Annotated in this window: 13 protein-coding genes; 7 read left to right on the plus strand and 6 right to left on the minus strand. The window is 78.2% G+C overall.

Translation table 11 applies throughout. From position 1 onward, the window contains the following. The first annotated feature begins 55 nt into the window (after window positions 1–55). Window positions 56–2,356, plus strand: coding sequence for an ATP-binding protein (locus ACI796_RS01160; protein ID WP_456939419.1), 2,301 nt, complete (start codon window positions 56–58; stop codon window positions 2,354–2,356). Here ACI796_RS01160 and ACI796_RS01165 read toward each other — a convergent pair. The 6 genes from ACI796_RS01165 to ACI796_RS01190 form a co-directional block, all read right to left on the minus strand. Continuing rightward, complete coding sequence (locus tag ACI796_RS01165; protein ID WP_456939420.1) at window positions 2,331–3,005, minus strand: hemerythrin domain-containing protein; 675 nt, start codon at window positions 3,003–3,005, stop codon at window positions 2,331–2,333. The two genes, ACI796_RS01160 and ACI796_RS01165, sit on opposite strands and share 26 nt — an antisense overlap. Before the next feature lie 90 nt (window positions 3,006–3,095). Further along, window positions 3,096–3,413: a hypothetical protein gene (locus tag ACI796_RS01170; RefSeq protein WP_456939421.1), complete on the minus strand. Its 318-nt coding sequence runs from the start codon at window positions 3,411–3,413 to the stop codon at window positions 3,096–3,098. Window positions 3,414–3,459: 46 nt separating this feature from the next. Continuing rightward, a complete protein-coding gene (locus ACI796_RS01175; RefSeq protein ID WP_456939422.1) occupies window positions 3,460–3,933 on the minus strand; it encodes a universal stress protein in 474 nt (157 codons plus the stop codon). A gap of 169 nt (window positions 3,934–4,102) precedes the next feature. Next, window positions 4,103–5,314, minus strand: coding sequence for a low temperature requirement protein A (locus ACI796_RS01180; protein ID WP_456939423.1), 1,212 nt, complete (start codon window positions 5,312–5,314; stop codon window positions 4,103–4,105). A gap of 17 nt (window positions 5,315–5,331) precedes the next feature. Beyond that, the gene (locus ACI796_RS01185; RefSeq protein WP_456939424.1) at window positions 5,332–7,116 is read right to left on the minus strand and encodes an NAD-binding protein; all 1,785 of its coding nucleotides are present in this window, start codon (window positions 7,114–7,116) and stop codon (window positions 5,332–5,334) included. A gap of 11 nt (window positions 7,117–7,127) precedes the next feature. Then, window positions 7,128–7,514, minus strand: a complete 387-nt coding sequence (locus ACI796_RS01190) for a DUF6394 family protein (protein WP_387993095.1) — start codon at window positions 7,512–7,514, stop codon at window positions 7,128–7,130. A 91-nt stretch (window positions 7,515–7,605) separates the two neighbouring features. Between ACI796_RS01190 and ACI796_RS01195 the strand changes: the two genes are divergently transcribed. The 6 genes from ACI796_RS01195 (at window position 7,606) to ACI796_RS01220 (ending at window position 15,613) form a co-directional block, all read left to right on the plus strand. After that, the gene (locus ACI796_RS01195; protein ID WP_456939425.1) at window positions 7,606–9,138 is read left to right on the plus strand and encodes an ATP-dependent DNA ligase; all 1,533 of its coding nucleotides are present in this window, start codon (window positions 7,606–7,608) and stop codon (window positions 9,136–9,138) included. Window positions 9,139–9,211: 73 nt separating this feature from the next. Further along, entirely contained in the window at window positions 9,212–10,348 is a 1,137-nt protein-coding gene (locus ACI796_RS01200) for a YncE family protein (protein WP_456939426.1), read from the plus strand. A gap of 57 nt (window positions 10,349–10,405) precedes the next feature. Further along, on the plus strand, window positions 10,406–11,293 hold the full coding sequence (locus ACI796_RS01205) for an acyl-CoA thioesterase (protein ID WP_456939427.1): 888 nt from the start codon (window positions 10,406–10,408) through the stop codon (window positions 11,291–11,293). Between the two features lie 199 nt (window positions 11,294–11,492). Then, on the plus strand, window positions 11,493–13,091 hold the full coding sequence (locus ACI796_RS01210) for a diguanylate cyclase (RefSeq protein WP_456939428.1): 1,599 nt from the start codon (window positions 11,493–11,495) through the stop codon (window positions 13,089–13,091). Between the two features lie 133 nt (window positions 13,092–13,224). Continuing rightward, on the plus strand, window positions 13,225–13,812 hold the full coding sequence (locus ACI796_RS01215; RefSeq protein WP_456939429.1) for a peroxidase-related enzyme: 588 nt from the start codon (window positions 13,225–13,227) through the stop codon (window positions 13,810–13,812). Window positions 13,813–13,840: 28 nt separating this feature from the next. Then, window positions 13,841–15,613 (plus strand): GAF domain-containing SpoIIE family protein phosphatase, encoded by a 1,773-nt coding sequence (locus ACI796_RS01220; RefSeq protein WP_456939430.1) that lies wholly within the window; start codon window positions 13,841–13,843, stop codon window positions 15,611–15,613. The last annotated feature ends 77 nt before the right edge of the window (window positions 15,614–15,690 follow it).

Below are 15,690 nucleotides of genomic sequence, written 5' to 3' on the forward strand. Positions count from 1 at the left end.
CGTAGGGCCGGAGGTCCCCGCCCGCCGGGCCCGCCGGCCAGTACCCTCCCGGCCGGTGAGCGCCCCTCCGTCCGACCCCGGCCCCGTGGCGGCGCTGCTGCGCCGGTGGCGGACGGCGGCCGCGCTCACCCAGGAGGAGCTCGCCGCCCGGTCCGGGCTCACCGCCAAGGCGGTGAGCGCGCTGGAGCGGGGCGAGCGGCGCCGTCCCCACCCGCACACCGTGCGCGCCCTCGCCGACGCCCTCGGCCTCGACGTCGCCGACCGCGCCGCCCTGACCGCCGCCGCCCGCCCGGTCGGCGGCGGGCCCGCGGCGGGCACCCTCCTGCCGCCCGCGGCACCGGTGTTCGGCCGCGAGGACGACCTCGCCGAGGTGGCCGGGCTGCTGCGGTCGGGCACCGCCCGGCTGGTCACGCTCACCGGCCCCGGTGGGGTGGGCAAGACGACGCTGGCGCTGGCCGTGGCGCGGGAGGTGGCGGCCGCGTTCCCCGACGGCGTCACGGTGGTCGAGCTCGCCCCGGTGCGCGAGCCGCGGCTGGTGCTGCCCACGCTGGCCCGCGCGCTCGGCGGCCGGCAGCTGGCCGGGCCGGTCGCCGACGCGGTGGCCGCCCGGATCGGCGACCGGCGGCACCTCGTGGTCCTCGACAACGTGGAGCACGTGCTCGACGCCGCGCCCGAGGTCGCCGGGCTCCTCGGGCGCTGCCCGGGCCTCGCGGTGCTGGCCACCAGCCGGGCGCCGCTGCGGGTGCGGGCGGAGCGGGAGCGTCCGCTCGCACCCCTCCCGCTGCCGGCGGGCACCGGCGCCGCGGCCGTGGCCGCCTCCCCCGCCGCCCAGGTGTTCCTCGACCGGGCGGCGGCCGCCGGGCGCCCGGTCGTCCTCACCGACGCCACGGCCGCCGACGTCGCCGCGATCTGCCGGCGCCTCGACGGGCTGCCCCTCGCCCTGGAGCTGGCCGCCGCGCACGCCCGGTACCTGCCGCCGGCGGCGCTGCTCGGGCGGCTGGACGAGGCGCTCGGGTCGGGCGGCTCCCGGGACCTGCCCGAGCGGCAGCGCACGATGCGGGCCGCGCTGGACTGGAGCCACGACCTGCTGACCGCCGCCGAGCAGCGGCTGCTGCGCCGGCTGGCGGTGTTCGCCGGCAGCTTCTCCCTCGACGCCGCGCGGGCGGTGTCCGGCGACGGCGACGTGCTGCCCGCGCTGGGCGGCCTGGTCGAGCAGTCCCTCGTCGTCGCCGAGGAGGGGCCCGAGGCCCGCTACCGGCTGCTGGAGCCGGTGCGGCAGTACGCCGCCGCCCGACTCGCCGACGCCGGGGAGACCGAGCTCGCCGCGGACCGCGCGACGGCCGCCGTCCTCGACCTCGCCGCCGGCGCCGAGGCCGGGCTGACCGGCCCCGCGCAGGGCGCCTGGCTGGACCGGCTGGAGCGCGACCACGGCAACCTGAGCGCGGCGCTCGGCCGGCTGGTCGCCGCCGGCCGGTCCGCCGACGCCGCCCGGCTGGTGCGGGCGACCTGGCTGTACTGGGCGGTGCGCGGCGACGTCGCCGAGGGCCTGGGCTGGGTCACCCGGGTCGACCGCGCGGGCCTGGAGCCGGTCGACGACGCCCGCCTGCTGCTCGCCCTCGCCGCGCTGCGCTACGCGGCCGGCGACGTCCCCGGGACCGCGGACGCGGCGGCCGGCGCCGCGGCGGCCGCCGGACGGGCCGGGGCCGGGGACCTGCGCGCGCTGGCGCTGGTGCTCACCGGCTCGGCGGCGGTGTTCCGCGGCGACCTCGGCGCCGCCGGGCGGGACCTCGCCGAGGCGCTGCGGCTGGCCGGGGAGACCGGGGAGGCGTGGGCCCGGGTGCACGCCGTCATCGCGCAGGGGCAGCTGCTGCTGCAGGCGGGCGACCTCGCCGCCGGGACGGCGAGGCTGGCCGACGCCGAGCGGCTGGCCCGCGGGCTGGGCAGCCCGTTCAGCCTGGCGACGCTGCTCAACGTGCAGGCCTCGCTGGCCGCGCTCGCCGGCGACGAGGACGGCGCCCTCGACCGGTGGGCGGAGGCGGCCGGCCTCGCCGCCGCGGTCCGCACCTCGTGGACGCTGGCCTACACGCTGCCCGGGCTGGCCGCCGTCGCCGCCGCCCGCGGGCTGCCGGAGCTCGCGGCGCAGCTGTTCGCGGCGGGTTCGGCGACGGCGGAGGCGGCGGCGGTGGCGGTGGCGTTCCCGCCCGACGTCGCGCTGGCCGCCCAGGAGCTGCCGGCGGTGCGGGCGGCGCTGGGCGAGGAGGCGTTCGCCCGGGCCTGGGACGCCGGCCGGCTGCTGCGCCCGGAGGACGTCCCGGCCCTGGCCGAGGCGATCAGGCGGGCCCGCGCACCTCGCTGACGTAGCGGCGGTAGCGCCGGGCGAAGACCGTCCGCAGCAGCACGCGGACCGGGAACGGGACGACGTGCAGCATCATCGTCCGCTCGTCGGGGTCGCACTCCTCCAGCAGCGCGCCGAACAGCAGCGGCAGGTCCCGCACCGGCATCTCGCCCTTGCCGTGCTCGCCGAGCTGCGCCCACTCCGCCCGGGTGACGTGCCGCTGCGCCAGCGGCAGGATCTCGCGCTCCTCCTCGGCCAGGTGCTCGGCCAGGACGGCGCCCAGCGCCGCGACGGTGGACGCCACCTCCTCGGCGACCGCCGGCCGCGCCTCCACCTCCCAGCGGTCCAGCGCCGGGCCGAGCGCGTCGATCAGCCGCTCGACCTCGGCGTGCTGGGCCTCCATGCGGTGGACGACGGCGGCGTCGGGCGGGCAGCGCTCCAGCAGCTTCGGCCAGAGCAGGTCGTCCTCGGCGGTGTGGTGCAGGTGCAGGCCGAGCAGCACCATCCGGGCGTGCCGGGCGAGGACGGCGGCGCGGGCGGTGTCGCCGGGGCCGACGGCGCGCACGAGCCCGGGGAGCAGGCCGAACTCGCGGCGGAAGGCGCGGTGGACGACGTACATGTCGCGGACGTCGGCCATCGGGACGGTGGGGGCGGGAGCGGTGTTCGTCATGGCGGCGAGCCTGTCGGCGGGGCCGCGCCGATCCCACCCACAGCGCACCCACACCGCCCCCACGGTCCGCCCGTGGCGGCGGTGTGGGGGTCAGCTCTCGGAGGCGTGGTGGTGGAAGCGCCGCCACGGGTGCCGGCGGGCCGTCGGGGGCTCGGGGTGCCGCGCCTCCTCCGGCGGCGGCCCCGCGGACTCCGCCGCCGCGCCGGCCTGGGCGGCCCGGCGGGGGGTCGGCGGCCGGGTGCTGTCGGCCAGCCGCTCGCGGCTGAGCTGGTGCTGCAGGCCGAGCGGGTCGCAGCGGTGGCCGCGCGCGGCGACGTCGTGCTGCGCCTCCCACTGCGCCATGAGCTTCTCGTCGAGCGACATCTCGCGGCGCACCGGCTCCTCGGGCGGGCGGGCGGTCGGGTCCATGGTTCCCCCTCTCACCCCCGGGGCCGTCCCCCGGGGGACGTAGGCGTCAGGGCCGGGCGGCGGCGCCGGACCCCACGGTCTCGGCCGGGCCGGGGCGCACCGCGTCGGGCCGCACGACGGTCACCGGGCAGGGCGCCGCGCGCAGCACCGAGGACGCGACCGAGCCGAGCAGCCGCCCGCGGGCGCCGCCCCTCCCCCGCGTCCCGAGGACCAGCAGCTCGGCGCCCTCGGTCGCGGCCAGCAGCGCGTCGACCGGCGCCCGGTGCACCGCGCGGCAGGTCACCGCGACCTCCGGCGGCACGCCGGCCGCGGCGACGTCGTCGGCGAGGGCCCGCTCCACGGCCCGCTCCCAGTCGGCCAACGGCGGCACGTAGGCGGGCTCCCAGGTGTCCGGGCGGGGTGCGGTCGGCACGCTCCACGCGCGCACCGCGGTCAGCGGCATGCCGGTGCGGGCGGCCATCCGGCCCGCCCAGGCGAGCGCGGCCCGCGCGCACGCCGAGCCGTCCACCCCGACGACCACGCCGCCAGCGACGCCACCGGGCCCGGCTCCCGAGGTCACGGCACAGCCCCCCTCAGCACCGGTCACCGGTGGCCGGCGCAGACCCATGACACGCCGCACCGGCGCCCGGCGGCAGGGTCGGAGGTCCCGGCCGGCGGACGCGACCGGCCGGTCTCCGGACCCCCGGAGGTCAGACCTCCTCGGTCTCCAGGTCCCCCGCCGCGCGCTGCGCCCAGCCCCCCACCACGACCGCCACGACCAGCGCGGCCAGGGCGCCGACGACCACGGACGCCGGCAGCTCCAGCAGCGCGTCGAGCAGGGCCACGGCCGCGGCGAGCAGCGGCCACCACCAGCCGCGCCGGACGTCCCCCGTCATCGCCGAGGCGGTGACGCTCGCGGCGACCAGGTAGACCGCCACCCCGCCGGCCACCAGCAACCGGGTCCCCGCCGGCACCTCGCCGGCCGCGGCCTCCTTGACCGCGAGCTCGAGGCCCGCGCCGACCGTGGCCAGCGCGAGCGTCAGCGGCAGGTGCCCGAAGACGTAGGCGTCGTGGGCGTGGGCGCCGTTGTGCTCCCCCGCCTCGCCCAGCAGTCGCTTGGCGCGGGCGCCGGCGAGGTCGAAGTAGCTCCACCACAGCGCGGCGGCGAGGACGAAGGCCAGCACCGCCACCGGCAGCGCCGAGCCCGACCAGCCGGCGTCGTACAGGCCGTGCGCGACCGCGGCGACCGGCTCGCCGAGCACGAGGATGACGAACAGCGCGAACCTCTCGGGCAGGTGCTCGACGTGCAGCGGCAGGTCGGCCGAGGACCGCGTCGCCAGCAGCGGGACCAGCGCCTCGGCCAGCACCGCGGCGGCCCACAGCGCGAACGCGGCCGGCCGGGGCACCGCGAGCGACACCGCCCAGAGCACCGCGCCCGCGGCGGTCCCGGCCAGGTAGAGCCGGGTGATCGGCCGCGCGTCCGGCACGTGCCGGTGGGCGCGGTGGTACTGCAGGAGCAGCATCGCGCGCAGCAGGAGCTGGCAGACGACGAAGACGGCGAACCGCTCGCCGGTCGCCTCCGACGCCGAGGCCGCCAGCCCGACGACGGCGGCCATGCTCCCGAGCTTGTAGAGGCGGTAGACGACGTCGTCGTGGTCGAAGCGGTTGGCGTAGAGCGTCGAGCTGACCCAGGACCACCAGACGGTCGTGAACAGCCCGGCGAAGACGAGGAACCCGTGCAGGGTCACGTCCTCGCGCAGCGCGATCGCGAGCTCGGCGACCACCAGGACGAAGGCCAGGTCGAAGAACAGCTCGAGCCGCGAGGCGGACCGGTCGTCGTCGGTGCGCAGGGACGGCGGCCGGACGGCGTCCCGGCCGGTGAGGGCGCCGAGCAGTCGCCGGGCCGGGGCCTGGTCAGGCACGTGTCCCCCTGATGGGGTCAGGGCGCGGGGGCCGCGTCCTCGGCCGGCGCCGACCGGCTCAGCTTGCGCCAGACCCAGCTCTGCGGCACCCGCTGGCCGGTGACCAGGTAGTCGGCGACGCCGTCGATGAACATCGTGGCCTCCACCTCCCGGTGCACCGCGGCGCGGCCGGCGAACAGCAGCTCGTCGCCGGGCTCGAGCACCGTCCCGGGGTCGGGGGTCAGCACCGCCTCGTCGCCGCGCAGCAGCAGCAGCGGCACGGCCAGCAGGGTCTGGTCGCGGTCGGCCGGGTCGCGCAGCAGGTCGGCGAGCCGGAAGCACCCCCCGGCCAGCCGGGGGTGCAGCGCCGGGGCGTCCTCCGGGGTCAGCCGCACCTTCCACAGCGCCTCCAGGTGGGCGCCGCACGCGTCCAGCAACCGCTCGACGACGCCTGCCGACCACTCGTCGCTCCGCCCGGGCAACTCGCGCAGGAACCGCCACAGCAGCGGGGTGCTCAGCCGGGCGTAGGCGTCGTGCGCGACCACCTCGGTGGGCACCAGCAGCGCGTCGACCTCCATCGCGGCGAACAGGGCGGCATCGGCGGGCTGGTTCTGGCGGGCGGCGACGAACAGCGAGGGGTTGACCCGCCGCGCCTCGGCCACCAGGGAGAGGTTGGTGGTGTCGTTGTCGGTGCCGGCCACCAGCCCGACCGCCGTGGCCAGGTCCGTCCGCCGGATGACGTCGGGATCGGCGGCGTCGCCCTCCACGACGCCGTCGCCCGGCGTCGTGTCCACGACGGTGACCTCCAGGCCCTCGGCGCCCAGGTCGGCGGCGAAGTGCCGGCCGAACCGGCCGTAGCCGCACACCACCCACCGGCCCGGCGCGGGCGCCTTGCCCCGCGGCGGCAGCTCGGCGCCCGGCCCGCTCTCCAGCCAGGTCGTGAGCTGGTAGGACGCCGGGGTCCGCAGCGCCAGCCGCAGGTGGTCGCCGAACCGGTCGAAGGGGTTGATGACCGTCGGCGAGCCGAACCGGCTCATCCGCTCGGCGACCGCGGACGACGTCGTGCGGGTGACCACCGTGAGCTCCGGGCGCAGCAGGGCGGCGGCCATGGCGACGGCGAGGTTGGCCTCGTCGTCGCCGGTCACGGCCAGCACGCCCTCGCACCACGGGTGCCCGAGGCCCGCGACGCCGAGCACGTGCGGGTCGCGCGCGTCGCCCACCACGCCGGGGACGTCCCCCCGGTGCGGCGCGATCTCCAGGACGTCGATGCGGCTCTCGGCGATGTCGACCACGGTGAACCGGCGGCCCAGCGCGTCCAGCGACAGCCCGAGCGCCTCCCCGGCCTGCCCGTAGCCGCAGATGAGCAGGAACGGCTCGCGCAGCCGGGTGACCTTGCGGGACACGTGCCGCAGCGCCAGCGCCTGGCGGAACGCGCGGTCCTGCAGCAGCGCCAGCAGCGAGCCGATGGCGTAGGCCCAGCCGACGACGGTCAGGTAGATCGCGCCGGTCACCCACATCCGCTGCGCGTAGCTGAACGCGTACGGGATCTCGCCGAAGCCGATCGTGGTCGCGGTGTAGCTCATGACGTAGAAGGCGTCGAACAGGCTCAGCCGCGCCGGCTGCCCGTCCGTGTCCACGCCGGGGACCAGCGACAGCCCGAGCACGCTGACGGCGAAGATGACGATCAGCGTGATCAGCGGCGCGCGCATCCGCCGGAGGACGGTGAACACCGTCGCCGAGCCCTCCGCGCGCGGCACCACCGGCGCCCGGCGGCGGATGCGCCGGCCGCGGGTGGTGACGGGGGGCGGTGGCGCGGTCTCCACGGCGGCCCGCCTCAGTGCCGCTGGAAGGACACGGTCTCGACGACGAGCAGCACCACCGAGACCACGTTGGCCAGCAGCGCGCCGCCGGACAGCGACACCATGCTCGCCGTCGTCACGTCGGTCAGCCCCTCGGCGGAGACGTGCACCGCCCAGGCCCAGGTGATGGTCGCCGCCACCAGCTGCAGGTCGGCGACCAGGCTGGTGGCCAGGTGCACCGCGCCGATCTGGGTGCGGTCGCCGAACTTGAGGACCGTGGCGACCAGGCTGACCACCAGCGCGGCGAACAGCTCGTAGACGTTGTGCACCGCCGGGTCGTCGATGTCGCCGAGGAAGAACCCGAAGTTCAGCGTCGCGGCGAGCAGCACGAAGAACCCGAAGACGACCTTCTCGAGGTTCACGCGGCGACCACCTCCTCTCGGCGCGGACGACGCTAACGGGATCACGGCACGCGCACCTCCCGGAGTCGTACCGCACTGTCACCATCGCCGCGTGCTGCTCGCCGACGTCGTCGCCGCCTCCGCGGCCGTGACCGCCACCCGCTCGCGCACCACCAAGGCGCAGGCCATCGCGGGGGCGCTGCGCGCCGCCGGACCGGACGAGGCCGGGCCGGTGGCCGCGTGGCTGGCCGGCGAGCTGCCGCAGGGCCGGGTCGGCGTCGGCTGGCGCACGCTGGCGCGGACCGCCCCGCCGGCCGCCGCCACGCCGTCCCTCACCGTCGCCGCCGTCGACCGCGCGCTCACCGCGCTGGCCGGCACCGCCGGCAGCGGCGCGGCCGCCCGCCGCGAGGCCCTGCTGACCGAGCTGCTCACCGCCGCCACCGCCGACGAGCAGCACCTCCTCGTCCGGCTGCTCGGCGGGGAGCTGCGGCAGGGCGCGCTGGAGGGCGTGGTGCTGGACGCGATCGCCGCCGCGGCCAGCGTCCCGGCAGCGGCGGTCCGGCGGGCGATGATGCTGGCCGGCCGGCTCGACGAGACCGCCGTCCTCGCCCTCGCCGGCGGGGAGGACGCCCTCGCCGCCGTCACGCTGCGGGTGGGGCGACCGGTGCGGCCGATGCTGGCCAGCCCCGGCTCCTCCCTCGACGCCGCGCTCGCCGACCTCGGCCCCGCGGTCACCGTGGAGCACAAGCTCGACGGCGCCCGCATCCAGGTGCACCGCGACGGCGACGACGTCCGGGTCTGGACCCGCACGCTGCGCGAGGTCACCGGCGCCGTGCCGGAGCTGGTCGAGCGGGTGCGCGCACTCCCCTGCCGCACCGCCGTCCTCGACGGCGAGACCCTCGCCCCCGACGACGACGGCCGCCCGCGCGCGTTCCAGGACACGATGAGCCGTTTCGGCAGCGACGGTGCCGATGCGAGCGTGCTGCTGAGCCCGTTCCTGTTCGACGTGCTGCACCTCGACGGCCGCGACCTGCTCGACGAGCCGCTCGACGTCCGCCTCGACGCGCTGGCCGGCCTGCTCGCCGACGACGCGCACGCGCCGCTGCGCATGCCCGGGGTGCGCCGGCCGACGCCGGAGCAGGCCGCCGCCGTGCTCGACGACGCCCTGTCCGCCGGGCACGAGGGCGTGGTGGTCAAGGCGCTGGACGCGCCGTACGCCGCCGGACGGCGCGGCCGCGCGTGGCAGAAGGTCAAGCCGGTGCACACCCTCGACCTCGTTGTCCTCGCCGCGGAGTGGGGGTACGGCCGGCGCACCGGCACGCTGTCCAACATCTGGCTCGGCGCCCGCGACCCCGAGGGCGGCGAGCCGGTCATGGTCGGCAAGACGTTCAAGGGCATGACCGACGAGCTGCTGGACTGGCAGACCCGCACCTTCCCCGCGCTCGCCCGCGCCGAGCACCCGTGGGGCGTGGAGCTGCGGCCGGAGCTCGTCGTCGAGGTCGCCCTCGACGGCGCCCAGCGCAGCCCGCGTTACCCCGGCGGGCTGGCGCTGCGGTTCGCCCGGGTGCTGCGGTACCGGCCGGACAAGACCCCCGGCCAGGCCGACGACCTCGACGCGGTGCGCGCCCTGCTCGCCGGCGGCTGAGCCGTCCGAGCCGTCCGAGCCGTCCAAGCCGGACGGCAGCCGGTCGCAAGCCCCCGTGCCGAGGCTGCTCCGCGTGATCCCGACCCGCTGCCTCCCCGCCCTGCTGGCCGCCGGCGCCCTCGTGCTCGCCGGCTGCTCCGCCGCCCCCGACGACACCGCCGCCGCGGCCGCGCCCACCGCGTTCGACGAGGTCCTCGGCACCGTGGTGCTCGACGCGCAGGCCGGCCCGCCCGAGGGGGACGCGCCGCGCACGCGGGTGCTCGACGCCGCCGCGCTGCCCGATGGCCGCGCCCACGTGCTCACCGCCGGTGCGACCGTGCGGCTGGTCGAGGTCGTCCGCGGCGACGCCGGCCCGGCCGCCGGCGACGCCGTCGAGCTGCCCGGCCTGGGCGGGGGCGCCGAGCTGGAGGTCACCGCCGACGGGGACGTGCTCGTCGTCGGCAGCGACGACGAGGGGCCGGTGCTCCTGACCGTCGCGGACGGCGGGGTGACCGAGCGGCGGGTCGACGACGAGGGGCGGGTGCTCGCCTCGGCCCTCTCCCCGGACGGCGGCACCGTCTACGTCAGCCTGGCGCCGGAGGAGGAGACGGGCACGCCGGCCCGGCTGCTCGCCGTCGACGCCGCCACCGGCGAGGTCATCGGCTCTGTCCCGCTGGGCGCCGGGCTCGACCCGCGGGCGCGCACGGCACGGCTCCTCCCGCGCCCGGACGGCGGCGTGGTGGCGCACATCAGCAACCCCGCGCCCGGCGGCGCCCAGGACTGGGTGGCCGAGTACGACGCCGACCTCGGCACGGTGACCGCTCCCTTCGGTGTCGTCGCGGCCCTCGGGGTGGACGGGCGCACCGAGGTCTCGGTCGGCGTGGCCGACGACGGCGACGTCGTGGTGCTGACCGAGGTGCGCGACGGGCGCCGGGTGTCGCGCTTCTCCGCCGGCGAGCTGCTCGGGACCGTGGACGCGGACTTCACCGGCCCGGTGGACGCCGTCGTCGCCGGGCCGCCGGCCGGCCTGGTCACGCTCGCGTGGGGGCGGGGCGGCGCCGACCCGGTGCTCGTGACGTTGGACCCGGCCACGGGCGAGCTCGGCCGGCCGCTGGCCACGTGCGACACCCTCGGCGGGCACGACGCGCTCGCCGTCGCCCCCGACGGGACCTGGGCGGTCGCGGCCGGCCCGTGCGGGGACGACGACGTGGTCGCGCTCCTCGTCGGGTGACCCCGGGGCCGGGTGGTTCACTGCACCGGTCGGGCGGGTGGACGGAGGGCGGGGACGGTGGCACAGCCGGTCGGCGGGGGTCCGGTGCCCGGTGGGCTGGTCGCCCTGCTCGACGTCGCCGAGGCCGCGCCCGGCCGGTTCCGCGGCGCCGCGCGCGGCGTGCCGGCCGACCGCGCCTTCGGCGGGGCGGTGGTCGCCCAGGCGCTGCTCGCGGCCACGGCGACCGTCCCGGACGACCGGGCGGTGCACTCGCTGCACGCCTACTTCGTCCGCGCCGGCGACCCGGCCGCACCCACCGACCTGGAGGTCACCCGGGTGCGCGACGGCGGCAGCTACACCACCCGGGAGGTCACCGCCGTCCAGCACGGGGAGACGATCCTGGTGCTGACGGCGTCCTTCGCACGGCCCGAGACCGGCCCCGAGCACCAGGTGCCCACCCTGGACGCCCCGCCGCCCGAGTCGCTGGCCGCGCCGGCCGACGCGCTGGCCGGCGCCCCCTCCTCCGTCCTCGCGTGGCTGGCGTGGCTGGACGCCCGGCACCCGTTCGACTTCCGTTTCGACGGCGGGCCGCCCCGGATCGCCGCCGGCCGGGGCGAGCCCGCGCCGCCGCGGCAGCGGTTCTGGTTCCGCTCCCGCGAGGCGCTGCCCGACGACCCGTGGCTGCACGCCTGTGCGCTCGCCTACGCCACCGACATGCTGCTGCTCGCCGTCGCGGTCGCCCCGCACGCGGCGGGGATCGGCGACCCCGGCCTGGTGACGGCGAGCCTCGACCACGCCGTCTGGTTCCACGGCCCGGCCCGCGCCGACACCTGGCTGTGCTTCGAGCAGGAGAGCGCCTGGTCCGCGGGCGGCCGCGCGCTGTGCTCCGGGCGGGTGTTCGACCGCGAGGGCCGGCTGGTGCTCACCGTCGTCCAGGAGGGCGTGCTCCGCCGGCGCCGGACCTGAGCGGCTGCCGGCGCAGGAGCACCGGCGCGCCTCCCCCCGTCCCGGCGCGATGTCTGCTGTGATGGGCGCCACAGCGGTTCGCACGCCCCGCGGAGGTGCCGATGGCCGGCTGCCCGGCGAGCGCCCCCGGGCTCACCCGACCGGGTGGGGACGTCCCGTCCGCCCTGTCGCGGCGGACCCCCGCTGCCGATGGGGAGTCGTGACCAGTCTCGCCGTCCGTCCGGGCGCCGGCGCCGTGCCCGGGGGCTCCCCGCGCCCGCCGGACCCGCTCGCGGTCCTGCTCACGACGCTCGACGAGCTGGAGACCCTCGCCCGCTTCGACTCCGAGGCGACCGCGCAGCGCGCCGAGGCCGCCGCGGGATCCGCCCGCGAGCTCGGCCGCCCCGACCTCGAGCAACGGGCGCGGCTGGCGGCCGCCGACCTGCTGCGCCGGCGCGGCTCGGTGGCCGAGGCCGGGCGGACCACGCAGGAGGTGCACCGCTGGGCCACCGAGGCCCGGTCCCGGCACCTGCTCGCCCGCAGCTCCTTCGTCCTCACCGCCGTCTTCCAGGAGCTCGGCGACCTCGCCGGCGCGCTGGAGCACGCCGTGCAGGGCGTGGACCTGCTCGACGACGACGCCCTCCCGGCCCTGCGGGTCGACCACCTGGTCCGGCTGGCCGACGTCCTGGGCCTGTCCCGCGACCCCGCCGCCCCCGAGCGCTACGCCGCCGTCCTCCGGCTGGCCGAGGACCTCGGCGACGTCGACCGGCAGCTGCGCATCCTCAACAACCGCGCCTACACCGACACCCTCGCCGGCCGGTTCACCGACGCCCTGCACTTCAGCACCCGGCTGCAGGACCTGGCCGCCGCGCACGGCGTCCCGCTCGACGTCGGCCGGCTCGACACCGTCGCCCGCGCGCTCATGGGCCTGGACCGGCTGGAGGAGGCCGAGGAGGCGCTGCTGCCGGGCCTGACGCCGGAGGTCCTCGACAGCTCCCACGACGGCGACGCCGGGGCCGACTTCCTGCTCACCCTCGCCGAGGTGCAGCGCCGCCGCGGCGCCGTCGACGCCGCCCAGCGGACCCTCGACGAGTGCGTGCGCCGCTGCCGGGAGCACGGGCTGACCTCCATCCGGGTGCGCGCCCGCGCCGAGCAGGCCGAGCTGCACGCCGCCGCCGGCGACCACCGCTCCGCCTTCGAGGAGCACAAGCGCTACTGCGCCGAGCTCATGGAGCAGCAGTCCTCCCAGCGCGAGTCCCGTGCCCGCACGCTGCAGGCGATGTACGAGACCACCGAGGCCCGCCGGCAGAGCCGCCGCTGGCGCGAGCTGTCCCTGCGCGACCCGCTGACCGGCCTGCACAACCGCCGGCACGTCGACGACGAGCTGCCGCGGCTGCTGGCCGACGGCGCGCTGGTGTGGGTGGCGCTGCTGGACCTGGACCACTTCAAGCGGGTCAACGACACCTGCTCGCACGCCGTCGGGGACGAGGTGCTGCGCACCGTCGCGGGGATCGTGCAGGGCCTCCCGGCCCCGGGCACCGGCTGCCTGGTCGCCCGCCTGGGCGGCGAGGAGTTCCTCGTGGTCCTCGCCGGCGCCGACACCGCGGCCGCGGCCCGGTACCTGGAGGACGTCCGCGGCGCCGTGGCCGGCCACGCGTGGGGCCCGCTCACCGGGGACCTGCCGGTGACCGTGAGCATCGGCGCCGCGAGCACCAGCGAGGTCATCGACCGGACGCCGGCCCAGCTGCTCGGCCGGGCCGACGCCCGCCTCTACCGCGCCAAGCGCGAGGGCCGCGACCGCGTCGTCGTCGGCGACTGATCAAGGACCCCCTTGCCCCCCACCGCTCGCGAGCTCGCGGCGGGCCCCTGCAAGGGGGCCTGACCGAGCTGTGCGATGCGGTGCGTCGACCCACGCGGTCGACGCCGGACCGGACGCGCGGCACGCTGCACGGGTGACCGTCGACCCGACGCCGATCAGCCGCTTCCCCGTCGCCGATCCCGCCGACCTGCCGCCGGACCTCGCCGAGCGCCACGCCGAGGTGGAGGGGAAGTCGGGGTTCCTGCCCAACGTCTTCGCGGCGCTGGCCTGGCGGCCGGCCGAGGAGCGGGCGTTCCTCGCGATGCACGACGCGCTGATGGACAAGGACACCCCGGGCCTGTCGACCGGCGAGCGGGAGCTGATCGTCGTCGCGACCAGCGCGGCCAACCACTGCGCGTACTGCGTCGTGGCGCACGGGGCGATCGCGCGCATCCGCACCCGCGACCCGTACCTGGCCGACCTGGTCGCCGTCGACTGGCGCAAGGCCCCGCTCGACGACCGGATGCGGACCGTCCTCGACGTCGCCGTCCGGCTGGCCACCGACCCCGCCGCCGTGACCGCCGCCGACCTCGACCGGCTGCGCGCGCACGGCCTGACCGAGGACGACGTCTGGGACGTGGGCGCGATCACCGCCTTCTTCGCGCTGTCCAACCGGCTCGCGCACTTCGCCGCGATCCCGCCCAACCCGGAGTTCCACCTCATGGGCCGGCTCCCCCGGTGACCCCGCGGGGGCCGACTACCGTGGCCGCGTGAGCGGCGCGGACAGCGGGACCGACCACCCGTCGGGCATCGCCGACGCCGACTTCGACCGGCTGGTCGTCCTGGTCCGCACGCTGCTCGACGTCCCCACCGCGCTGGTGACGCTCGTGGAGCCCGACCGCCAGGTGTTCCCCGGCGCGGTCGGGCTGCCGCCGGAGTGGCAGGCCCGGCGCAGCACCCCGCTGAGCCACTCGTTCTGCCAGTACGTGCGGGCCACCGCGCGGCCGCTGGTGGTCCGCGACGCCCGCGAGGTGGAGGTCCTGGCGGCCAACCGGGCGATCGACGACCTCGGGGTGGTCGCCTACTGCGGGGTGCCGCTGGTCGGTCCGGACGGCGACGTCGTGGGCGCGGTCTGCGCCATCGACTCCCGCCCCCGCGACTGGACCGACGCCGACGTCGCGGTGCTCACCCAGGTCGCCGGGCTGGCCGCCTCCGAGCTGCGGCTGCGCGCGCTGACCCGGGACGCCGAGGCCGCCCGCCGGGCCGCCGAGCGGGTCGGCGAGCAGACGAGGCTGCTGCTGCGGTTCGCCGAGACGCTGGCCGACGCGGTCACCCTCGACGACGTCGCCGCGGCCGTCACCGGCGCCGCCGCCGAGGCCCTGGGCACCTCGTGGACCTGCCTGGCCCTCGTCGACCCCGCGACCCGCCGGCTGCGGCTGGTGCCGGGCTCCGCCGGGGACGACGCCCCCGTCCACGAGACCTCCGTGCACGACGCCTCCGTGCACGACGCCTCCGTCGACGGCGCCTCCGTCGACGACGCCTCCCTCCCCCTGGGCGCCGAGGTCCCGCCGGCGGTCGCGCTGGCCACCGGGCGCGCGGTGTTCCTCCCCGACCCGGCCACCGCCGCCGAGCGGTTCCCGCACACGCGGCCGCCGCGGCCGGCCGGGGCATCGGCGCACCTGCCGCTGCCGGTCGCCGGCGCGCTGCCGGGGACGCTGAGCCTGGCCTGGGACGAGCCGCACACGTTCGGCCCGGTCGAGCAGGGCCTGGTCCTGGCCCTGGCGCAGTACACCGCCCAGGCCGTCGGCCGCGCGGTGCTGCTCGCCCGGCAGGAGTCGGTGGCCACCACCCTGCAGCGCGCGCTGCTCGGCGAGCTGCCCGCCCCGGCCGGGCTGGAGCTGGCCGCCCGCTACCTGCCCAGCAGCGCCGGCGCGCAGGTCGGCGGGGACTGGTGGGACGCCTTCGACGACTCCGACGGCGCCACCGTGCTGGTGATCGGCGACGTCAACGGTCACGACGTCGCGGCCGCGGCCACCATGGGCCAGCTGCGGGCGATGCTGCGCGGCTTCGCGTTCGAGGGCGGCGAGCCGCCGGCGAGGGCGCTGGACCGGCTCGACGCCGCCGTCGCCGGCCTGCGCACCGGCGCCCTGGCCACGGCGCTGGTCGGCCGCGTCGACCTCGGCGACGACGGCGGCCGGGTGATGTCCTGGAGCAACGCCGGGCACCCGCCGCCGCTGCTGCGGCACGCCGACGGCCGGGTCGAGGTGCTCGCTCCCACCCCGGACCTGCTCGTGGGCCTGGACGCCACCCGGGCGCGGGGCACCCACCGCATCGCCCTGGAGCCGGGCAGCACGGTGCTGCTCTACACCGACGGCCTGGTCGAGCGCCGGCGCACCGACCTGGACGACGGCATCGCCCAGCTCACCGCCGCCGTCGCCGCGGACGGCGCCGGCTCGCTGGACGACCTGCTCGACCGGCTGCTCGAGGGCGTGCGGGGCTCCACCGACGACGACGTCGCGCTGCTCGCCGTCCGCGTGCACTGACGGCGGGGTCCTGGAACCCGGCCGGAACACGGAGGCCCTACGGTGTCCCGATCCGGCCCGCCCGGGCCGCCCGAGGA

Source organism: Geodermatophilus sp. SYSU D00525, assembly GCF_054050475.1.

Coding starts and splice junctions, on each gene's coding strand:
- ACI796_RS01165 (WP_456939420.1), bottom strand. CDS start 3,005: ATGACGAACACCGCTCCCGCCCCCACCGTCCCGATGGCCGACGTCCGC.
- ACI796_RS01170 (WP_456939421.1), bottom strand. CDS start 3,413: ATGGACCCGACCGCCCGCCCGCCCGAGGAGCCGGTGCGCCGCGAGATG.